Consider the following 22306-nt stretch of genomic DNA (forward strand, 5'->3'; position numbering starts at 1 on the left):
GACAGTTTTCAGCAACCTGCTTGCTCAGACGACCAGGAATAGACTGATAATGTTGCCTTTAGTGGTAACGGGCTATTTCGCGAACATACTGCGGATGTCTTTGAACGCCTTGAACTCCAGCGCGTTACCACAGGGATCGAAGAAGAACATGGTGGCCTGTTCGCCCACCTGCCCTTTAAAGCGCACGTAGGGTTCAATCTCAAACTTCACCTGGAAGTCCTTCAGCCGCGCGGCCAGTTGCTCCCACTCTTCCCAGCTCAGCACCAGCCCGAAATGCGGCACCGGCACGCCGTGGCCGTCAACGTGGTTAGTATGAACCGCATCTGGCGCGGTCTTTTTCGGTGCCTGATGAATCACCAGCTGATGTCCATAGAAGTCAAAATCCACCCATTGTTCGCTGGAGCGTCCTTCAGCAAGATTGAATACGGTGCCGTAGAAATGGCGGGCAGCAGCAAGATCGTGAACAGGTATTGCCAGATGGAACGGGCTGAGGGCCATTGCAGTCTCCGGGGATCAAGAAAGGTCGTTGTGAACCCCCATTCTTCACGATAATATTTTTGGTGAAAAGCGAATATTATTACAACGATTCAACAATTATTTTGCTGAGTGGACACCATGATACGTGAACTGAAAACCTTTGTTGCGGTCAGCCAGTTTGGCACTTTCTCCGCCGCCGGACAGCGTATTGGCCTGACGCAATCGGCGGTCAGCGCGCAAATGCGCACGCTGGAGGAAGCGCTGGGTATGCGGCTGTTTGACCGTTCCGGCCGCGCCGTGGCGTTAAATGCTGATGGCACGCGGGTGTTGCCGATGGCGGAAGAGATACTGACGCTGTTTGCCCGCATGGCTCAGCCCGAAAATCTGGCCGAGTATCGCGGGTCGATTAAGATTGGGGCTATCGCGTCGGTGCAAACCGGCCTGCTGCCCGGCGTGCTGGTCAGCGTGCATCAACAGGCGCCCGCGCTGGAAACCAAACTGATCCCCGGCGTCTCCTCCAGCCTGCTCACCCAGGTGGACGCCGGCAATATCGATCTGGCGGTGATCATCAAACCCAGCTTCGCGCTGACCAAAGACCTGTACGCGGAGACGGTGCAGCGCGAGCCGTTTGTGCTGATCGCCCCAGCGGATGTGGCAGGCGATGATGTGGTTGAGCTGATCCGCCAGCATCCCTTTATCCGCTATGACCGCTCCTCTTTCGGTGGCCGGATGGTCAGCCAGTTCCTGCGCGAGCAGCGGCTCGATCCGCAGCTGGCGCTGGAGATTGATGAAATTGATGCCATTGTCAAAATGGTTGAGATGCAGTTGGGCGTTGCGCTGGTGCCGCTGGCAGGATTGTGGACCGATCGCCCGGCAAACGTCCGCATTCTGCCGCTTGGCGAGTTAACCTTCTATCGCGAACTGATTGTGGTGATGAGGCACGCTAATCGTCAGGCCCCGTTACATAAATTCTTTGTTGGCACGCTGATAAATCACGCCATTTCAAAACAGGAACCGTCTGATAAGGGCTGAAAAGCGCCGGCTATCAGCGGAAAACAGGGATTTTGTTAGATTTATCTGATAAATTTTTTGCTAACTGAATTTTTGATCTCACGGACTGTCGTACTTTGCTGTGATTTAGATCACGCATATGTCGACAAAGCTGCCCGTCAGCGACGGTGTGCAACACCACGACAGTCTCTACAAACTCCGTTCAGCAAAGGGAATGACTTCTGGCATGAATCGAAGAATGTTTATGAAAGCCTCAATGGCTTTCGCTACGGTAAGCGGCATGTCCGGCTTATCGACATTATTTGCACAGGCTGCCTGGGCTGATACCGATATCGCCGATGGCTCAGCGAAGAAATTTGATTTCGGCGTGCTTAAGCAAATGGCGGCTGACCTCGCGAAAAAACCTTACGGTGGCGCTCCGGCACCGCTGCCAGAAACCCTGGCAACCATGACCCCGCAGGCTTATAACGAAATTCAGTACGACGCCAACCACTCACTGTGGAATGACATTCCCAATCGTGAGCTTGACGTTCAGTTCTTCCACGTCGGCATGGGCTTCAAACGCCGCCTGCGGATGTTCTCTGTCGATGCGTCCAGCCGTGAAGCCCGTGAAATCCACTTCCGTCCGGAGTTGTTCAACTACAACAACGCCAAAGTGGATATGAAACAGCTGGAAGGTAAAACCGATTTGGGCTTTGCCGGTTTCAGAGCGTTTAAAAAACCCGAGCTGGCCAGCAAGGACATCGTTTCCTTCCTCGGCGCAAGCTACTTTCGTGCCGTTGATGAGACCTATCAGTACGGTCTTTCCGCGCGTGGCGTGGCGATCAACACCTTCGGCAGCCATGAAGAGTTCCCTGACTTCACCGCGTTCTGGTTTGAAACGCCGAAGGCAGATGACACCACCTTCACGGTTTATACCTTGCTGGATGGCGAAAGCTGCACCGGTGCATTCAAATTCATCGTCCACTGCGAAGATAAGCGCGTGGTGATGGAAGTGGAAAACCACCTGTATGCGCGTAAAGATATTGAACAGATGGGTATCGCGCCGATGACCACCATGTTCAGCTGCGGCAACAACGAACGCCGCATGTGCGACACCATCCACCCGCAAATCCATGACTCCGATCGCCTGGCGATGTGGACCGGTGTTGGCGAGTGGATCTGCCGCCCGCTGAACAACCCGCAGCGTCTGACCTACAACGCCTACAAGGATGAGAATCCGCGCGGCTTTGGTATGTTGCAGCTCAACCATGACTTCCAGGATTATCAGGATGTGATTGGTTGGTACAACAAGCGTCCAAGTCTGTGGGTTGAACCGGTCGGCAAATGGGGCAAAGGCGCCATTAACCTGATGGAAATCCCGACCACGGGCGAAACGCTGGATAACATTGTCTGCTTCTGGCGTCCTGAAGAGGCGATTAAGGCCGGCAGCGAACACAGCTTCAGCTACAAACTTTACTGGAGTGGTCTGCCACCGGTGCGCAGCGGCCTGTCCCGCGTGAACGCGACCCGTACCGGCATGGGCGGCTTCCCGGAAGGTTGGGCACCGGGCGAACACTATCCGGACGTCTGGGCACGTCGCTTCGCGGTCGACTTTGTCGGTGGCGATTTGAAAGCAGCCGCGCCGAAAGGCATCGAGCCGGTGATTACCACCACCTCAGGCACCATCAAACAGGTTGAAATCCTCTACGTGGAGCCTATCGACGGTTACCGTATTCTGTTTGACTGGTATCCGAACAGTGACTCGGTGGAGCCGGTGAATCTGCGCCTGTTCCTGCGCACCAAAGACGAGACGCTGAGTGAAACCTGGCTGTATCAGTATTTCCCGCCCGCACCGGACAAGCGTAAATATGTCGATGACCGCCAGATGACGGCAGGTTAACCGACAGCAAAAGGGCCGCACAGCGGCCCTTTTTTGTGGCTTCAGCTGGCTGGATAGGTCGAGATGATTTCCAGTATGCCGTTGATGATAAACTGCACGCCCATGCAAATCAGCAGGAAGCCCATCAGACGGGAAATGGCTTCAATTCCGCCTTTACCCAATACGCGCATCACCCCACCCGCACTCCGCAAGCATATCCACAGCAGCACGCCTATCGACACAAAAATCAACGGTGGTGCCGCAAAGATCACCCACTCCGGAAAATCAACGCCATGACGCAGGGTTGAGGCAGAGCTGATCACCATCGCAATGGTGCCCGGACCGGCCGTGCTGGGCATCGCCAGCGGGACAAATGCGATGCTGGCCTCGGGTTCACGCGCCATCTCATCGGCTTTACTTTGCGCTTCAGGTAAACTGACGCCCTTTGCCGGTGGGAACAGCATTCGAAAGCCGATAAAGGCGACAATCAGTCCACCGGCAATGCGCAGGCCCGGAATGGAAATGCCAAAGGTATTCATCACTATTTGCCCGGCATACCAGGCCACCATCAGGATAATAAACACATACAGCGAAGCCATCATGGCTTCTTTATTGCGTTCGGCACTGCTCATCTCCCCCGCCAATCCGAGGAACAGCACCACGGTGGTTAAAGGGTTGGCAAGTGGCAGCAGAACCATTAATCCCAGTCCAATCGCCCTGAGTAAATCCATCATAATGATGCTCCCAATGTGGAGAGAAACAGCCACAGAATGTAGCCAGGCTCACAGAGTATAGAGAAGGTTAACCAAACAAAATATGAATCACCTGTCAAAAATAGTCGTGAAGGCCATTAATTTCTCTGGTTTAAAATGGGACGCAATTATTAAGCTGGCAGATTTAATGGCTGGTCAGTAAAGTTAAGACTATATTTAAGCCAAATTAAATCACATCATTCGAGGCGAGTATGTTTCTTGACTACTTTGCGCTGGGTGTTCTGGTGTTCGTTTTTATCGTTATTTTTTACGGGATTATTATCCTGCATGATATCCCCTACCTGATAGCGAAATCACGTAATCATCCTCATGCCGATGCTATTCATGTTGCCGGCTGGGTCAGCCTGTTTACCTTACATGTCATCTGGCCATTTTTATGGATATGGGCCACCCTGTATCGTCCTGAAAGGGGCTGGGGAATGCAGAATGAAAGTGATGTTATCCAGCAATTGCAGCGACGCGTAACCGAGCTGGAGAAGAAACACCCTGACGTTAACGTGCCACCGCAGGAGTAATGTTATGGATCTGCTCATTATTCTTACCTACGTTGCGATTGCCTGGTCCATATTTAAAATCTTCAAGATCCCGGTCAATAAATGGACCGTGCCCACGGCGGTATTAGGCGGCGTATTTCTGGTTAGCGGATTGATTCTGCTGATGAATTACAATCATCCTTATACTTCCTTAGCGCAAAAAGCGGTGATTACCATCCCCGTGACGCCGCAGGTGACGGGTGTGGTCACTAAAGTCACCGACAAACAGAATGTCCATATTGAAAAAGGTGAAATGCTTTTTGAGATAGACAATACCCGCTTCCAGGCGCGGGTAGACCGGCTGCAGGCCGATCTGGTCAGCGCCATCCATAACACTCAGGCGATGAAGGGCCAACTGGATGAAGCGATTGCCAATACCTCTAATGCCACCGCCGATCGCGACCGCCTGTTCACAGACTATCAGCGCTATCTGCGGGGCAGTAAGGCCAAGGTCAATCCGTTCTCTGAAAGAGATATCGACACCGCGCGACAAAACTTTTTAGCGCAGGATGCGCTGGTAAAAGGGTCACTGGCGGAGCAGGCGCAGATTAAGAGCCAGCTGGACAGTGAGGTTAACGGCGAGCAATCGCAGATTGTCAGCCTCAGAGCCCAACTGGCGGAAGCCAAATATAACCTCGATCAAACGGTGGTTCGCGCCCCGAGCAACGGCTATGTGACGCAGGTGTTGATCCGCCCAGGCACCTATGCTGCCGCGCTGCCGTTGCGGCCGGTGATGATTTTTGTCCCCGAACAGACCCGGCAAATTATCGCTCAGTTCAGGCAAAATTCGCTGCTGCGCCTTGAGCCTGGGGATGAAGCAGAAGCGGTGTTTAATGCGTTACCGGGCGAGGTGTTCAGGGGCAAATTAATTCGCGTCCTGCCCGTGGTACCCGGTGGCGGTTATCAGGCGCAGGGTTCATTGCAGTCGCTTAACCTGACGCCCGGTTCCGATGGCGTGCTGGTGGTGATTGAGCTGGATGCCAATCCGCAGATAGATTCCCTGCCTGACGGTATCTTTGCGCAGGTAGCGATCTATTCCGACCACTTCGCCCACGTCTCGGTGATGCGCAAAGTGTTATTACGGATGACCAGTTGGATGCACTACCTGTATCTTGATCATTAATTAATAAGCAGGCTATGGAAATAAAACAGTATGATATTAATCAGCCTGACTATTTTGTCTGTGTTGTTGAGAAATAGTTATACAATAATATTTTACGCGTACAGATTAAAAGTATCCTTCATGTATTTAGGATGAAATAAATAAATTCATCACTGCATAATGGATGAAAAGCGGCTTTCATCACAAAACAAACAAATCGCATTAACGCTATTAGACAGTGTCGATTGGGCCAACTATATATTTATTAGCACAAATCATTATCCACCCACCATTCTGTTAAAAGGAAATTCCGATGAAGAAGATCGTTCTTGGCGTCGTGTTATGTGCATTTTCGATCAGTTCATTTGCTGCAGAATTGATGACGAAAAATGAGTTTAAAAAGGTTCATGACCAATATACCAAAGTAGGAAGTGTCACCACCGCAGGTGAGACCAGCGCTGCCGATGCCAAAACCGAACTGTCGAAAATGGCAGATGATAAAGGCGGCGACATCTATGTCCTGACCTCAGGAAATACCAATAAAAAGGTCCACGCTACGGCTGATGTTTACAAGAAAAAGTAACCGTCTCAACATTTCACTGAGAATGCCTGCTGCGTTAAGACAACCAATCGGGCATTCTCAGCCATCAACGCCCCTTTTCTCCCGCCGTTCCTGACCTTATCTTCGTTCCAGTCAGCGCTCAGGGACGTGTTGTGTCTATTTTTGCATATCAATGTGCGGGATATTATCTTCCAGATATTCTTCGCTGACCGGCTCAAAACCAAACCGACCATAGAAATCCTGCAGGTGGGCCTGCGCCGACAGGAAGATTTTGTGCTGCGGCCAGAAATGCTCGCAGGTGGCAACGGCCTGTTCCATCAGACGGTGTCCCAGACTCAGCCCCCGGGCTTCGCTTGAGACAATCACTCTGCCAATCTTCACCGGCTTGTCCGCCGACTCTGGCGCGAGGATGCGGGCATAGGCCAGCAGTTGCTGATCGAATATCGCCAGCAGATGGCGGTTCTCGCCCTGTAAATCAGCCCCGTCAAGATCCTGATACGGACAATTCTGTTCCACCACAAACACCGCATTCCGCAGCGCCAGCAGCTGATAAAGCTGAGCCACACTCAGCTCACTGTGGTGTAGATCCTGCCAGTACACTTCCATACTCTCTGCTCCATTATTCAGACATCTCAATAATGTACAGGTTTCTTTGCCAGAACACTGCTGCCCACTTAACAAGATTTCTTGCAGGCCACGACAGTCAGAACTTGTGGTTACATCTGGGTGTTATCCGATTTGAGTTTCTTACTCACCGCCCGCCGTAATGCCACCGCCTCGCCCAGTCGCTTATGCCAGGCGCGGCTCGTTTCGGGCTCGATCACCCTTTTCAGCAGCAGGACATAATCATGGACCAGCCCCGGCGTCCAGGTCATCTCTTCTGCCCTGCCCCTGACCAATCCGAGTAGCCAGAAGTTCGGGTCACACAGCATTCTCAGCCCGACGAGGGTTCTGTTGCCCAGCACTCCTTCAATCGCCACATCCAGCGCGTGGATCACCGTGGTTGAGCAGTTGCGCGAGGTGAGATTATAGGTGGTATCCGTCGCGTAGCGCTGCCAGTAGTTTTTTAACGCCTCAGCATTATAAATGCGAAAAGCGATCAGCCGGTCCGGTGCGCACCAGGCCACAATTTCCTCAGGCAGCGAGGGTAAAAACCGGCCGGGAACATCATTCTCTTCGCCGGCCCGGAGCACGGCACGGAAATTCCCGCTGTCGCGGTCAATCAGCTGCAGCGGGTAATGGCTGATATACAGCTCCCCCATCTCCAGCGCGGCATGTCCGGTCGAGATCACCCCGTGTTGATCGACGGCGGCAATATAGCGATCGATAACCAGCCGTCGATCCTTGACCACCGACGATCCCACCGGCGTCCAGACATGAATATTGAGCGGCGTGACCGCCGGCCGGTGGGGGAAAGGAGGATGGATATAATCGGTTGATTGCTGGCCACGCATTCCCTGAGCAGTGAACAGAGGCAGCGACATCACCGAGGCGTTCTCCCCTAACAGCCAGACATTCCGCGCCATCACCAGCAGCGAATAGCCGGACATCAGCAGCAGAAGGGCAAAGCACAACGGAACCGTGATGTGATGATGGAACGGCCAGTTGCTGAAGACGATCAGACTGAGGACGATTTCGATGCTGCCAATCAGCACCCCTCTGCGCCATCGCCGGCCTTGTAGTACCAGCGAAGAGGCAATCCGAAACAGGCCATCGCCTAGAAAGGCCACGCCAAACAGTAACGATGCCAGCAGGTTATTATCCCAGGGCACGTCAAACACCAGAAACGCAATAAACAGAAAGCCAATGCCTTTTGCCAGCGCAGGAAGATAAACGCGGGTGCCAATCAGCCAGCCGGACAGAAGCTGCACAATGCCCTCTACTACCAGCAAGATGGCCAGCGTATCCAGCGGCACTGAAAGACGTCCATCCCCGGCCATATCGATAAAAATTGCCACGGAGAGCGCAATCAGCAGCAGCCCCATCACGGCCAGCAGCAGCCATCGGGGGCGCAGCGCGCGGGCGCCCATCAGCAAAAAGATCAGTCTTATCACCCGCCGTCTCCGCAAGGAACGATGTTTTAAAGCTAGCATGCGGCGCGCTATTTACCCGAACGCAGGCGAAAAAAAACGGGCTCATGTGAGCCCGTTTTTCGGTGGTCAACGTTGATTACATCAACGGTTGCGCCATCTGCACCAGCGAAATCAGTGGCTGAGGATAGATACCCAGCAGCAGCACCATAATCGCGGAAATCAGCACCACCACACCACCGGCCGTGAAGGCCCAGTTAGCCGGCGTATCACGCTGCAACAGCTCTGGCGGATTCAGGTACAGGCTGACGGTAACGCGCAGATAGTAATAAAGACCAATCGCACTACCGACCACAACCGCACCCGTCAGCCACCACAGGTGTGCACCGACACCGACTGCGATGATGTAGAACTTACCAATAAAGCCCAGCGTCATCGGGATACCGGCCAGTGACAGCATCATCACCGTCATCACCGCTGACAGGATTGGACGGTGCCAGAACAGACCACGGTAAGAGTACAGCGAGTCAGCATCCGGCCCACGGTATGGGCTGGACATCAGGCTGACCACGCCAAACGCACCGAGGCTGCTGAACAGGTAACCGGCCAGGTAAACACCGGTAGCTTCCAGCGACATCTGGTGCGTCTGAATCGCAATCAGCGCCACCAGCAGATAACCGAGGTGAGCGATGGACGAGTAACCCAGCAGACGCTTAATGTTGCTCTGCGAGATCGCCATCAGGTTACCAAACAGAATCGAGGCCACCGCGATAATCGCCAGTACCGTCCGCACGGCTTCGCTATCCGCCACCGGCGCATAGAGGAACAGGCGCATCACCACACCGAAGATGGCAATTTTGCTGGCGGTTGCCAGGAAAGTTGATACCGGTGCAGGCGCACCCTGGTAGACATCCGGCGTCCACAGCTGGAAAGGCACCAGCGACAGCTTGAAGCCCAGTCCGACAATCATCATCCCCAGACCCGCCAGCAACAGCGGCGCATGGATAATGCCGTCGTTCAGGCTCTTGCCCAGTGCCACAAAGCTCAGGTTACCGGAGTCCGCGTAAATCAACGCCATCCCGAACAGCAGGAAGGACGATGCCACGGCAGACATGATGGTGTATTTGATACTGGCTTCCAGCGAGCGTTTTTGCTGGAAGGCATAGCCGACCAGGCCGAACAGCGGCAGGGAAATCAGTTCAATGCCGATAAACAGCGACGCCATATGATTGGCGCTGGCCAGCACGATGCCGCCCATTGCAGCAATCAGCACCAGCAGATAGAACTCTTCGCGGTTATCCGGGTAGCCCGCCAGCCATGGATAAGCAAAGGTGCAGGTCGCCAGGCTGGCAAGGATCACCAGTCCGGTATACAGCATCGAATACCCATCCACACGCAGCAGCGGCGTGACGTCCATCGGGCCAGCCTGGCCGACAAAGTACAGCGAGAACAGCGCAATGTTCAGGCCAATCACCGCCAGCGTGGCATTGACGAAGTGGTTGCGTCGCCACGCAATGGACAGCATCACAACTACCACCGTCAATCCGACGATCAGCAGCGGCAGAAGCGCGATCAATTGTTGAGGAGTTATTGTCATGGCGAATTACGGCCTTGTAGTTGTAATTGAAGCGGTATACCACTGCTGAATGTTACTCATCGCAGCATGTGAGGTGTCCAGAATCGGCTGTGGATAAACACCCAGCAGCACCAGCAGAACCACCAGCACCATAATCATCAGGAACTCACGGGCATTCATGCCGCGCAGAGGCGTTTCTGATTTTGGTGCGCCGTAATAAGCACGTTGCATCATGACCAGCGAGTAAACAGACGCGAACACCAGACCGAAGGTCGCGATAACGATAGTCACCGGCACGGTTTTGAAGCTTCCGGTCAGGATCATAAATTCCCCGACGAAGTTACCGGTGCCTGGCATACCCAGGTTGGCAACCGCGAAGAACAGTGACAGACCCGGTAACCATTTGATGCGTGACCACAGGCCGCCCATCTGACGCATATCACGGGTATGCAGACGCTCATACAGCTGACCACAAAGGATGAACAGTGCGGCGGCCGACAGACCGTGAGCAATCATCTGCACCACTGCGCCCTGGAACGCCAACTGGCTGCCGGTGTAGATAGCAATCAGCACGAAGCCCATGTGCGAAATGGAGGTGTAGGCAATCAGACGCTTAATGTCGTACTGCGAGAACGCCATCCACGCGCCGTAGAAGATACCGATCAGGCCCAGCACCATCGCAATTGGGGCGAAATCGTGCGACGCATTCGGGAACAGCGGCAGGGCGAAACGCAGCAGACCGTAGGCCGCGGTTTTCAACAGGATGCCTGCCAGGTCAACCGAACCGGCGGTTGGCGCCTGACTGTGTGCATCCGGTAACCAGCCGTGCAGCGGAACCACCGGCATTTTCACCGCGAAGGCGATAAAGAAGCCCAGCATCAGCAGATATTCAACGTGCTGCGACATCGGCGTTTTCAACAGCTCTTCGTAGTTGAAGGTCCAGACGCCGGTCGCGTTGTAATGCACAAACACCAAGCCCAGAATCGCAATCAACATAATCAGGCCGCTGGCCTGGGTATAGATGAAGAACTTGGTCGCTGCGCTGATACGCGTTTTACCGTCCGATGCTTTGTGACCCCACAAGGCGATCAGGAAGTACATCGGCACCAGCATCATTTCCCAGAAGAAGAAGAACAGGAACATGTCGATGGCAAGGAACACGCCGATCACGCCGCCGAGGATCCACAGCAGGTTCAGGTGGAAGAAGCCCTGCCATTTTTCAATTTCATTCCACGAACAGAGGATCGCCATCACGCCCAGCAGGCCGGTCAGCACCACCATCAGCAGTGAGAGACCATCCAGCGCCAGATGCACGTTAATACCAAAACGTGGGATCCACGAGACGAAGAATTCAGACTGCCACTGCGGAATGCCGGCGGCCTGAGTCAGTGAGTAGCCGCCCTGCAACCAGAGTTGCAATGAGAGCGCCAGCGTCAATCCCATTGAGATCAGGGCTATCCAGCGCGGAACTTTTGCGCCGAAGCGCTCAAGCTGCCAGCAAAGCAGGCCACCGATGAACGGGATTAATATAAGCCAGGGTAATAACATGGCGGTTTTCTTCCCTTCTTTAGTCCCCCGGTCAGGGGAATTTTTTCACAATTCTTTGATGGGGTAAGGCAGACCGCCTTACCCCGCTCACTAACCTTTAGATCGTCATCAGCAGCGCCAGTACCACCACGGCACCCACGCTCATTGACGCGACATACCAGCGCAGATAGCCGTTTTCGCTGACCACCAGCCCTTTGTTCGCCAGACGGGAGAACAGAGCAGGCAGACTCATCAGGCCATCGAGTGGATCGCGTTTCAGCACCCAGGCGACGAACAGATAAGGCTTAACGAACACTTTGTCGTACAGCCAGTCGAAGCCCCAGGCCGCAAACCACCAGGTCGAGAAGAAACGACCCGGCGCGCTTTTGGCGATGCTGGTTACCAGCGTGCGTTTGCCTAACCACAGGGCGGCCGCCAGCAGGATACCGACAATAGCCACCACGCCAGAGGTGATTTCCAGTGCCAGCACGCTGCCGTGCGCCAGTTCGGTGGTATCCGGCAGAACGCCTTTCAGCGGCGGCACGATCATTGCGCCAATAAAGGTTGAGAGGATAAGCAGCACAATCAGCGGCAGGTGATGGGTAATCCCTTTGCCGGCATGTGCATGAATTTTCTCTTCGCCATGGAAGGTGATGAAGATCATTCGGAAGGTATACAGCGAGGTCATAAATGCCCCCACCAGACCTGCCACCATCAGCGTCAGATGGCCGTTCGCCAGCGCGCCAGCAAGGATTTCGTCCTTACTGAAGAAGCCAGCGGTAATCAGCGGCAGGGCTGACAGCGCCGCGCCACCCACCAGGAAGCAGACGTAGACCAGCGGGATGCTTTTACGCAGGCCACCCATCTTGAAGATATTCTGCTCGTGATGGCAGGCGAGGATCACCGAACCGGAAGAGAGGAACAGCAGCGCTTTAAAGAACGCATGGGTCATCAGGTGGAAGATCGCCGCATCCCAGGCCTGAACGCCCAGTGCGAGGAACATGTATCCAATCTGACTCATGGTTGAGTAAGCGAGAACGCGTTTGATATCGGTCTGCACCAGCGCAGCAAAACCGGCCAGCACCAGGGTGATCGCGCCGACAATGCCCACTAAATGCAGCACTTCAGGCGTCAGCAGGAACAGACCGTGGCTACGTGCAATCAGATAGACACCGGCGGTCACCATGGTTGCCGCGTGGATCAGCGCCGAAACCGGCGTTGGACCGGCCATCGCATCCGCCAGCCACGTTTGCAGCGGCAGCTGTGCTGATTTACCGACGGCACCACCCAGCAGCATCAACGTTGCCCACTGCAACATATGATTGTCTGCAGCGAAGTGCGCAGGCGCCAGCTCGACCATTTCACGGAAGTTCAGCGTACCCAGCTCGTTGTAAAGAATGAACAACGCAAAGGCCAGGAACACGTCACCCACACGGGTGATGATGAAAGCTTTCATCGCCGCCGCGCCGTTTTTCGGGTCGGTGTAATAGAAGCCAATCAGCAGGTAAGAGCAGAGGCCCACCCCTTCCCAACCCAGATACATCAGCATCAGGTTATCGGCCAGCACCAGAACCACCATGCTGGCGATAAACAGGTTGGTATAGGCGAAGAAGCGGGAATAGCCCTCTTCTCCACGCATATACCAGGAGGCGAACATGTGGATAAAGAAGCCCACACCGGTCACCACCGACAACATGGTCAGCGACAGGCCGTCCAGCGTGAAGTTGACGTCGATCTTAAAGTTGCCAACCTGCATCCAGGTCCACAGCGCCTGAGTGTAAGGTGCCTGACCCTGACTGAAGAAGTCCATGCCAACGAAGACCGTGGTCAGCGCCGCCAGACCGACGGAACCCATACCCACAGTGGCCGAAAGATTTTCTGACCAGCGGCCGCGAGAAAAGGCCAGCAGCAGAAAGCCAATCAGCGGAAAAAGTACTGTTAAATAGAGAAGATTCATCCGCGCATCTCGCTCACTTTATCAATGTTGAGGTTCTGGCTGCGACGATGGAGCTGAAGCAGCAGCGCCAGGCCAATACTGGCCTCGGCAGCAGCAAGGCTGATCGCCAGGATATACATCACCTGTCCGTCTGCCTGTCCCCAGTAGCTGCCCGCGGCCACGAACGCCAGTGCTGCGGCGTTAATCATGATTTCAAGGCTAATCAACATAAACAGCAGGTTACGACGGATTACCACGCCCGTCAGTCCAAGGACAAACAGGATGGCTGCCAGAATCAGGCCGTGTTGAAGAGGGATCATGCGCGTTCCTCCTTGTTGCTTTTCGGTGCGTCACCCGGACGGTTGCTCAGGACTTCGCCCTGACGCTGTTCGCGTCCGATGTGGTAAGCCACCACCAGACCCGCCAGCAGCAGCATGGAAGCCAGTTCAACCGCCAGAACATAAGGACCAAACAGGCTGATGCCGACCGCTTTCGCGTCGATCATCGTGCCATCAATGCCCTGGTCGTTAACGGAGCGGATGGCGTAAATCATCACGCCCAGCAGCACCAGCGACAGGACGCCGGGTCCGATCCACACGGTCGGTTTCAGCCACTCGCGTTCCTGCGCTTGCACGCTCTCACCGAGGTTCAGCATCATGACCACAAAGACGAACAGCACCATGATCGCACCGGCATAAACGATGATTTCCAGCGCACCGGCAAAGTAAGCCCCGAGCGAGAAAAACACCCCGGCAACGGCCAGCAGGGAGATGATCAGATACAGCAGTGCGTGGACCGGGTTGGTGTGGGTGATAACTCGCAACGTTGTCAGCACCGCCACCAGTCCGCAAAGATAAAAAGCAAATTCCATGCCTGGCTCCTTAAGGTAACAAGCCCTTGACGTCGATAGGTTTGGCTTCGTTTTCAGCGTCGCCCTTGTCTTTCCCGTCGATCGCCATACCCGCCATCCGGTAAAAGTTATATTCCGGGTATTTACCCGGGCCGGAAATCAGCAGGTTTTCTTTTTCGTACACCAGATCCTGACGCTTAAACTCGCCCAGTTCGAAGTCTGGGGTAAGCTGAATCGCAGTGGTCGGGCAAGCCTCTTCACACAGGCCACAGAAGATGCAGCGCGAGAAGTTGATACGGAAAAATTCTGGATACCAGCGTCCATCCTGCGTTTCTGCTTTCTGCAACGAAATACAGCCAACCGGACAGGCTACCGCACACAGGTTACAGGCTACGCAGCGTTCCTGGCCGTCCGGATCGCGGGTTAACACGATACGGCCACGGTACCGTGGCGGCAGATAAACCGGCTCTTCCGGATACATCATGGTTTCACGCTTGGCGAACGCGTTCATCCCAATCAGGAAGATACTGCGAACCGTGGTGCCGAATCCCACCACCAGGTCTTTTAATGTCATTATCTTTACCCCTTACTGCGCGTTGTAAAGAATCACTGCGGCAGTTGCCAGCAGGTTCAACAGCGTCAACGGCAAACAAACTTTCCAGCCGAACGACATCACCTGGTCATAGCGTGGGCGCGGTAACGCAGCACGGATCAGAATGAACATCATCATGAAGAACGCCGTTTTGATGGCGAACCAGATAACCGGTGGCAACCATGGACCGTTCCAGCCGCCGAAGAACAGCGTTACGATCAGCGAAGAAACCGTCACGATACCGACATACTCACCGACGAAGAACAGGCCGAACTTCATACCGGCATATTCAATGTGGTAACCGTCGGCCAGTTCCTGCTCGGCTTCCGGCTGGTCAAATGGATGACGGTGACATACCGCAACGCCGGCAATGGCGAAGGTCAGGAAGCCAAGGAACTGTGGCACGATATTCCACAAATGTTGCTGGCTGTTGACGATATCGACCATATTGAACGAACCGGCCTGTGCGACAACGCCCATCAGCGACAGGCCGAGGAACACTTCGTAGCTCAGGGTCTGCGCCGAGGCACGCATCGCGCCCAGCAGGGAGTATTTGTTGTTACTGGACCAGCCAGCAAACAGCACCGCATACACCGCCAGACCCGCCATCATCAGGAAGAACAGCAGACCGATATTCAGGTCCGCGCCCATCCAGGTGGAGGTCACCGGCACGATAGCCATCGCCAGCAGTAAAGAGGTGAAGGCAATCATTGGCGCCAGGGTAAAGATCACCCGGTCGGTAAACGGCGGCGTCCAGTCTTCTTTGAAGAACATTTTGATCATGTCCGCCACCAGCTGAAGCGAGCCGCCCCAGCCAACGCGGTTTGGTCCGTAACGGTTCTGGAACAGACCAAGCAGACGACGTTCGCCAAAGCTCATAAATGCGCCACAGCCAACGACCACAAACAGGATCACTAACGCTTTACCTACGGCAATCAGAACATCGATAACTTCCGGTGTCAGCCAGCTCATTGTGCCGCCTCCTGCAGATTGTCAATGTTGGCACCCAACAGGAATGGCGGGATACCCGGCAGACCTAATGGCAGACCAACCTGCCCTGCCTGCAACGTTTCAGAGAAACGCACGGGAAGACGCAGGGTTTCACCGGCACAGCTGAACTCGACTTCCGTCCCGGCATTGACGCCAAGCGTTGCCGCATCCGCCGGGTTCACCATCACATAGGCCTCAGGCATGCGCTGCTGGATCACGCCGGAGCGCTGGGTCATCTCTTCACTGCCGAACAGGTGGAAGTAAGGCGCGACGCGGAAGTTATTTGCCTGACCGGCAAACACCTCGGGAACCGCATCAAACCAGTCAAGCTGCGCATCGCCGGCTTCAAACAGACGCACGCCCGGATCGCCGTTACGCAGTTTTCCGCCCACTTCGTCCTGGAATTTGTTCCAGGCCTGTGGGGAGTTCCAGCCTGGCGCCCAGGCAAACGGGATCTGCGAACGGGCGGCAGACGGCTGGTTGTTCCCTTCCATGGAGAAGGCGAACATGGTGTCTTTGTCCTGCGGCTGACGCGGTTCGTGCACGCTGATATTGGCGCGCATCGCGGTACGACCACTTGAACGCGCCGGGGAACGGGCCAGTTTCTGACCACGAATACGGAAGCTGGCATCCGGTGCCGCGTCCTTGATCCCCGCCAGCTGCGGCAGTGCCGCAATACAGGCATCAATCACGTGATCCAGTTGCGTCCAGTCCGGCTGACGGCTGGTGATGGTGCTGGACAGCGAGTGCAGCCAGCGCCAGCTTTCCAGCATTTCAACGGTGGTGTCATAGTAAGCCGGGTCATAAACCTGGAAGAAGCGCTGTGCGCGGCCTTCCTGATTCACCACGGTGCCATCGCTTTCCGCGAAGCTGGCCGTTGAGAGGATCAAACCGGCTTTTTCCGTGGTCGCTGTCCGCTGGTGATCGATGACGATCACGTTGGAGACGTTGCTCAGCGCCGCATCGACTTTTGCTTTCGGAGCCTGACGATAAAGGTCGTTTTCCAGCACGATAACCGCATCGGCTGCGCCGCTTTCCAGTTCGTCCAGCGCCGTTTCCAGCGGGTTACCGCCAATCAGGCCGAGGCCAACGCTGTTTGCCGCACCGGCCAGCAGCGTGATACCCACGTCCGATCCGCGTCCTTTCAGCGCTTTCGCCACGTTGGCCGCCGCCTGAATCATCGCTTCGCTGCCCGCATGAACGCCAGAGATAATCAGTGGCTTTCTTGCGCCGGCCAGCGCCTGAACGATCACATCAATTTTGCCTGCCAGTGAACGATCGATGCCGCTCACCGCCGGTGCCGTTTCGTCCAGCGCGTTAGCGATCGCGAAACCTAAACGCGCCTGATCTTCGACCGGCGCGCAGTAGGTCCACGCGGCGATGTCATCCAGACGGGTTTTATCGACATTAGTGACGAACAGCGGATGCTTGGCGTTCTGACCGATGTTGAGGATCGCCGCGATCTGCCAGTCTGCCACTTTCTGTGCCGCTGCCATCTCACGCGATTTCCCTTTCACCGCCTGACGCACCGAGAGCGCAACGCGCGCACCGACCTGAGTCAGATCTTCGCCGAGCACCAGCACCGCATCGTAGCTTTCAATTTCACGCAGCGCCGGGGTGTGGACACCACTGTCGCGCAGTACGTTCAGCATCAGCTCCAGACGCGCCTGCTCGGCTGCCGGAATACCGGTGGAAAAGTTTGCGGCACCGACCAGCTCACGCAGCGCAAAGTTGCTCTCTACGCTGGCACGCGGTGAACCGATACCGATCACTTTCTTCGCCTGACGCAACACGTCTGCGGCACCCTGCATGGCCTGATCGGCATTCAGCGCGATCCAGTCATTTCCGCGGCGCTGCATAGGATGGCGTGGACGATCTTTCAGGTTCACATAGCCATAACCAAAGCGGCCACGGTCACAGAGGAAATAGTGGTTGATGACGCCGTTATAGCGGTTCTCGATGCGGCGAATTTCGCCATAACGCTCACCCGGGCTGGTGTTACAACCGATACTGCACTGCTGGCAGATGCTTGGGGCGTACTGCATGTCCCATTTACGGTTATAACGCTCTGAGTGCGTTTTATCGGTAAACACGCCGGTTGGGCAGACTTCGACCAGGTTACCGGAGAATTCGCTTTCCAGCGTACCGTCTTCCGGACGACCGAAGTAGACGTTGTCGTGAGCGCCATAGACACCCAGATCGGTGCCGTCGGCATAATCTTTGTAGTAACGCACGCAGCGATAACAGGCGATACAGCGGTTCATTTCATGGGAAATGAACGGGCCGAGATCCTGATTTCTGTGAGTACGTTTAGTGAAGCGGTAGCGACGGAAGCTGTGGCCGGTCATCACGGTCATATCCTGAAGGTGGCAGTTACCGCCCTCTTCGCAGACCGGACAATCGTGTGGGTGGTTGGTCATCAGCCACTCCACCACGCTTTCGCGGAACTCTTTCGCTTCGCCATCGTCAATCGAGATGAACGTCCCGTCGGACGCTGGTGTCATACAGGACATCACCAGGCGACCACGGGTATCTTCGGCATTCTGGAATTGCTTCACCGCACACTGGCGGCAGGCACCGACGCTACCGAGCGCCGGGTGCCAGCAAAAATAAGGAATATCTAAGCCGAGGGAGAGGCAAGCCTGAAGCAGGTTGTCCGCACCATCAACATCATATTCTTTACCGTCTACATGAATTGTAGCCATAGTGAACATGCTTCCGTAAGGCTCGTCTGAGACGAGCGTTAATCAATTCAAATCTGCAGTGTTACCAGCGCGCCTTTAACAGGTTTGGCTGGATACCGGCAATCGCGTGCGCATTGCTATAGACCTGAGGCGCGATACCCGCCTCAAACTCTTCGCGGAAATATTTGATCGCGCTTTGCAGTGGCTCTACTGCACCTGGCGCGTGCGCACAGAAGGTTTTACCCGGGCCGAGCTGGCGGCAAAGTTGCAGCAGGGTTTCGATATCGCCCGGCTGCCCTTCTTTGCGCTCCAGCGCGCGGAGGATTTTCACACTCCACGGCAGGCCATCACGGCATGGCGTACACCAGCCGCAGGATTCACGGGCAAAAAACTCTTCCAGGTTACGCACCAGCGACACCATGCCGATTTCGTGATCGACGGCCATCGCCAGCGCCGTTCCCAGACGACTTCCGGCTTTACCAATGCTGGCAAATTCCATCGGCAGGTCGAGATGAGATTCGGTCAGGAAGTCCGTCCCTGCACCGCCTGGCTGCCAGGCTTTGAATTTCAGGCCATCGCGCATGCCGCCGGCGTAATCCTCAAGGATCTCACGGGCGGTGGTGCCAAACGGCAGCTCCCAGACGCCTGGGTTTTTTACCCGACCGGAGAAGCCCATCATTTTGGTGCCGGTGTCATCGCTGGTTGAAATGCCTTTGTACCAGTCAACGCCGTTGGCGAGGATCGCCGGAACGTTAGACAGGGTTTCCACGTTGTTCACGCAGGTCGGCTTGCCCCAGGCACCTGCAGATGCAGGGAATGGCGGCTTGGAGCGCGGGTTAGCGCGACGTCCTTCCAGCGAGTTAATCAGCGCGGTTTCTTCACCACAGATATAACGGCCCGCACCGGTGTGAACGATCAGCTCGAAGTCAAAACCGGTTCCAAGGATATTTTTCCCCAGGTAACCGGCTTCGGTCGCTTCCGCAATCGCCCGACGTAAGTTCACTGCTGCTTCGATGTATTCGCCGCGCAGGAAGATGTAGCCACGGTAGGTTTTCAGCGCGAATGCACTGATCAGCATGCCTTCCACCAGCTGGTGCGGCATTTGCTCCATCAACAGACGGTCTTTATAGGTGCCCGGCTCCATTTCATCGGCGTTACACAGCAGGTAACGGATGTTCATGGATTCGTCTTTCGGCATCAGGCTCCACTTCAAACCGGTTGAGAAGCCTGCGCCACCGCGACCTTTCAGGCCGGAGTCTTTTACCGCTGCCACAATTTCATCCTGTGACATGGTTTTCAGCGCTTTATCAGCACCGGCGTAACCGTTTTTGCTGCGGTATTCGTCAAAGAACACCGGCTGCTTGTCGTCACGCAGACGCCAGGTCAGCGGATGCATTTCGGCAGTACGAATGATCTGTTTGAATGTCATTGATACTGCTCCAGTAAGTTGACGATGTTTTCCGGCGTCAGGTGAACGTGCGTATCTTCGTCCACCATCATCGTCGGGCCCTTGTCACAGTTGCCGAGGCAGCAGGTTGGCAGCAGCGTAAAGCGGCCATCCGCCGTGGTCTGGCCAGGTTTGATATTCAGGTTGTCTTCTAACGCGGCCTGAATGCCCTGGAAACCGGTGATGTGGCACACCACGCTGTCGCAATAGCGGATCACGTGACGGCCGACCGGCTGACGGAAGATCTGGCTGTAAAACGTTGCCACGCCTTCTACATCACTGGCTGGAATGCCCAGCACATCAGCAATGGCATGGATCGCGCCATCCGGCACCCAGCCACGCTGTTTCTGCACAATTTTCAGTGCTTCAATCGACGCGGCGCGGGCATCTTCGTAATGGTGCTTCTCATGCTCGATAGCGTCACGTTCCAACGTGCTCAGCACAAAAGCGTTGTTATCCTCGATCGTTTCGATCGCAATTCTTTGATCGTGCATAATTAGCGGTCCACGTCTGACATAACAAAATCGATACTACCGAGGTATACGATCAGATCGGATACCAGGCTGCCGTTGATCACTGACGGGATCTGCTGCAGGTGCGGGAAGCTCGGCGTGCGCACACGGGTGCGGTAGCTCATGGTGCTGCCGTCGCTGGTCAGGTAGTAACTGTTGATCCCTTTCGTCGCTTCAATCATCTGGAAGGATTCGTTGGCCGGCATCACCGGGCCCCACGACACCTGCAGGAAGTGAGTAATCAGGGTTTCGATATGCTGCAGCGTGCGCTCTTTCGGTGGCGGCGTTGTCAGCGGGTGATCCGCTTTGAACGGGCCTTCCGGCATGTTGTTCAGACACTGTTCAAGAATGCGCAGACTCTGGCGCATCTCTTCCATCTTCAGCATCACACGGGTGTAAGCACAGCTCACGCCATCGCCAATCGGAATTTCGAAGTCGAAGTTTTCGTAGCCGGAGTACGGACGCCATTTACGCACATCGAAGTCCAGCCCCGTCGCACGCAGACCGGCGCCGGTGGTGCCCCAGGCTAACGCTTCTTCCATGTTGTAGGCAGAAACGCCTTTCGAACGGGCGATCAACACCGAGTTTTTCAGCGCGGTTTGCTCGTACGCCTTCAGACGTTTTGGCAGCCAGTTGATGAACTCACGCAGCAGGCCTTCCCAGCCTTTCGGCAGGTCGTGCGCCACGCCGCCAATGCGGAACCAGGCCGGATGCATACGGAAACCGGTGATGGCTTCAACCACGTCGTAAATTTTCTGGCGATCGGTAAAGGCAAAGAACACCGGAGACATCGCCCCAACGTCCTGAATAAAGGTCGAGATATACAGCAGGTGGCTGTTTATACGGAACAGCTCTGAAAGCATCACGCGGATAACGTCAACGCGCTCGGGCACCTTGATACCGGCCAGCTTTTCAACCGCCAGCACGTACGGCATTTCGTTTACGCAACCGCCAAGGTATTCGATGCGGTCAGTGTAAGGAATGTAGCTGTGCCAGGACTGACGTTCACCCATCTTCTCTGCGCCACGGTGGTGGTAACCCACGTCCGGCACACAGTCGACAATCTCTTCGCCATCCAGCTGCAGAATGATGCGGAAAGCACCGTGCGCTGACGGGTGGTTAGGCCCGAGGTTGAGGAACATAAAGTCCTCAGTCGCGTTGCCCCGCTTCATGCCCCAGTCTTCCGGCTTGAAGGTCATCTGCTCCATCGCCAAATCTTCCGTTTTCTTGGTCAGCTCAAACGGATCGAATTCGGTGGCGCGTGCCGGATAGTCTTTACGCAGCGGATGCCCTTCCCAGTCCTGCGGCATCATGATGCGCGTCAGGTGCGGGTGGCCATCAAAGGTGATGCCGAACATTTCCCAGGTTTCACGCTCGTACCAGTTGGCATTGGCGAAAATTTTGGTGACGGTTGGCACATGCAGGTCGTTTTCAGACAACGCCACCTTGAGCATGATGTCACGGTTACGTTCAATGGAAATGAAGTGATAGAAAACGGAAAAATCCGCGGCAGGTAAACCGGCGCGGTGAGTACGAAGACGCTCATCCATCCCATGTAAGTCATACAGCATCACATAAGGTTTTGGCAGCTTGCGTAAGAATTCTACGATCTCCAGCAGCTGTTCACGCTTCACCCACACCACCGGCACGCCGGTACGGGTAGGCTGAACGGTGAAGGCATCAGGCCCAAAACGGTTACGCAGCTCGCCGATCACCGGGTCATCCTGGTGATCACGGGTTTGCCATTCAGGCTGAGCGAGATCTTGCGTGGTCAAATCTGTCATAAGTTGTTCACCCTGTGGGCCTGCAGGCAGGCGCTCAGTATTGGCGTCAGGATGGACCG

General features: G+C 55.3%; 20 protein-coding genes. 5 read left to right on the forward strand and 15 right to left on the reverse strand.

Annotated features, from left to right (window positions below):
* Positions 1 to 72: 72 nt before the first annotated feature.
* Positions 73 to 498 carry a VOC family protein gene (locus tag EBC_RS16995; RefSeq protein WP_013203071.1) on the reverse strand — a complete coding sequence of 142 codons (426 nt, stop codon included), beginning with the start codon at positions 496 to 498 and terminating at the stop codon, positions 73 to 75.
* Between the two features lie 117 nt (positions 499 to 615).
* Between EBC_RS16995 and EBC_RS17000 the strand changes: the two genes are divergently transcribed.
* Both EBC_RS17000 and EBC_RS17005 read left to right on the forward strand, forming a co-directional pair.
* Positions 616 to 1509: a LysR family transcriptional regulator gene (locus EBC_RS17000; protein ID WP_013203072.1), complete on the forward strand. Its 894-nt coding sequence runs from the start codon at positions 616 to 618 to the stop codon at positions 1507 to 1509.
* 205 nt (positions 1510 to 1714) lie between these two features.
* Positions 1715 to 3370, forward strand: coding sequence for a glucan biosynthesis protein D (locus EBC_RS17005; protein ID WP_013203073.1), 1656 nt, complete (start codon positions 1715 to 1717; stop codon positions 3368 to 3370).
* Between the two features lie 41 nt (positions 3371 to 3411).
* Here EBC_RS17005 and EBC_RS17010 read toward each other — a convergent pair whose 3' ends face one another.
* Entirely contained in the window at positions 3412 to 4083 is a 672-nt protein-coding gene (locus EBC_RS17010; protein ID WP_013203074.1) for a MarC family NAAT transporter, read from the reverse strand.
* Between the two features lie 230 nt (positions 4084 to 4313).
* Between EBC_RS17010 and EBC_RS17015 the strand changes: the two genes are divergently transcribed.
* From EBC_RS17015 to yahO, 3 genes are all read left to right on the forward strand, one after another.
* Positions 4314 to 4637: a DUF3302 domain-containing protein gene (locus tag EBC_RS17015; protein WP_013203075.1), complete on the forward strand. Its 324-nt coding sequence runs from the start codon at positions 4314 to 4316 to the stop codon at positions 4635 to 4637.
* A 4-nt stretch (positions 4638 to 4641) separates the two neighbouring features.
* Positions 4642 to 5778 (forward strand): HlyD family secretion protein, encoded by a 1137-nt coding sequence (locus EBC_RS17020; protein ID WP_013203076.1) that lies wholly within the window; start codon positions 4642 to 4644, stop codon positions 5776 to 5778.
* A gap of 292 nt (positions 5779 to 6070) precedes the next feature.
* Positions 6071 to 6340, forward strand: a complete 270-nt coding sequence (yahO, locus tag EBC_RS17025; protein ID WP_013203077.1) for a DUF1471 family periplasmic protein YahO — start codon at positions 6071 to 6073, stop codon at positions 6338 to 6340.
* A gap of 135 nt (positions 6341 to 6475) precedes the next feature.
* Here yahO and EBC_RS17030 read toward each other — a convergent pair whose 3' ends face one another.
* The 13 genes from EBC_RS17030 to nuoC form a co-directional block, all read right to left on the reverse strand.
* Positions 6476 to 6925, reverse strand: coding sequence for a GNAT family N-acetyltransferase (locus tag EBC_RS17030; protein ID WP_013203078.1), 450 nt, complete (start codon positions 6923 to 6925; stop codon positions 6476 to 6478).
* Between the two features lie 110 nt (positions 6926 to 7035).
* A complete protein-coding gene (locus EBC_RS17035; RefSeq protein WP_041692070.1) occupies positions 7036 to 8373 on the reverse strand; it encodes an HdeD family acid-resistance protein in 1338 nt (445 codons plus the stop codon).
* Between the two features lie 115 nt (positions 8374 to 8488).
* The gene (nuoN, locus tag EBC_RS17040; RefSeq protein WP_013203080.1) at positions 8489 to 9946 is read right to left on the reverse strand and encodes an NADH-quinone oxidoreductase subunit NuoN; all 1458 of its coding nucleotides are present in this window, start codon (positions 9944 to 9946) and stop codon (positions 8489 to 8491) included.
* A 6-nt stretch (positions 9947 to 9952) separates the two neighbouring features.
* Positions 9953 to 11473, reverse strand: coding sequence for an NADH-quinone oxidoreductase subunit M (nuoM, locus tag EBC_RS17045; RefSeq protein WP_013203081.1), 1521 nt, complete (start codon positions 11471 to 11473; stop codon positions 9953 to 9955).
* A gap of 97 nt (positions 11474 to 11570) precedes the next feature.
* Positions 11571 to 13409, reverse strand: coding sequence for an NADH-quinone oxidoreductase subunit L (gene nuoL, locus EBC_RS17050; RefSeq protein WP_013203082.1), 1839 nt, complete (start codon positions 13407 to 13409; stop codon positions 11571 to 11573).
* On the reverse strand, positions 13406 to 13708 hold the full coding sequence (gene nuoK / locus EBC_RS17055; RefSeq protein ID WP_013203083.1) for an NADH-quinone oxidoreductase subunit NuoK: 303 nt from the start codon (positions 13706 to 13708) through the stop codon (positions 13406 to 13408). The genes nuoL and nuoK overlap by 4 nt, the downstream gene beginning before the upstream one ends.
* Positions 13705 to 14259: an NADH-quinone oxidoreductase subunit J gene (nuoJ, locus tag EBC_RS17060; RefSeq protein ID WP_013203084.1), complete on the reverse strand. Its 555-nt coding sequence runs from the start codon at positions 14257 to 14259 to the stop codon at positions 13705 to 13707. Before nuoJ ends, nuoK begins: the two co-directional genes overlap by 4 nt.
* A gap of 10 nt (positions 14260 to 14269) precedes the next feature.
* On the reverse strand, positions 14270 to 14812 hold the full coding sequence (nuoI, locus tag EBC_RS17065) for an NADH-quinone oxidoreductase subunit NuoI (protein ID WP_013203085.1): 543 nt from the start codon (positions 14810 to 14812) through the stop codon (positions 14270 to 14272).
* Between the two features lie 12 nt (positions 14813 to 14824).
* Positions 14825 to 15802, reverse strand: a complete 978-nt coding sequence (nuoH, locus tag EBC_RS17070) for an NADH-quinone oxidoreductase subunit NuoH (RefSeq protein WP_013203086.1) — start codon at positions 15800 to 15802, stop codon at positions 14825 to 14827.
* Positions 15799 to 18525, reverse strand: a complete 2727-nt coding sequence (gene nuoG / locus EBC_RS17075) for an NADH-quinone oxidoreductase subunit NuoG (RefSeq protein ID WP_013203087.1) — start codon at positions 18523 to 18525, stop codon at positions 15799 to 15801. The genes nuoH and nuoG overlap by 4 nt, the downstream gene beginning before the upstream one ends.
* Before the next feature lie 61 nt (positions 18526 to 18586).
* Positions 18587 to 19933, reverse strand: a complete 1347-nt coding sequence (nuoF, locus tag EBC_RS17080) for an NADH-quinone oxidoreductase subunit NuoF (protein WP_013203088.1) — start codon at positions 19931 to 19933, stop codon at positions 18587 to 18589.
* Complete coding sequence (gene nuoE, locus EBC_RS17085; RefSeq protein ID WP_013203089.1) at positions 19930 to 20445, reverse strand: NADH-quinone oxidoreductase subunit NuoE; 516 nt, start codon at positions 20443 to 20445, stop codon at positions 19930 to 19932. The genes nuoF and nuoE overlap by 4 nt, the downstream gene beginning before the upstream one ends.
* 2 nt (positions 20446 to 20447) lie before the next feature.
* A complete protein-coding gene (gene nuoC, locus EBC_RS17090; RefSeq protein ID WP_013203090.1) occupies positions 20448 to 22247 on the reverse strand; it encodes an NADH-quinone oxidoreductase subunit C/D in 1800 nt (599 codons plus the stop codon).
* Between the last annotated feature and the right edge of the window lie 59 nt (positions 22248 to 22306).

It is taken from the genome of Erwinia billingiae Eb661 (assembly GCF_000196615.1).
GTDB lineage: Bacteria > Pseudomonadota > Gammaproteobacteria > Enterobacterales > Enterobacteriaceae > Erwinia > Erwinia billingiae.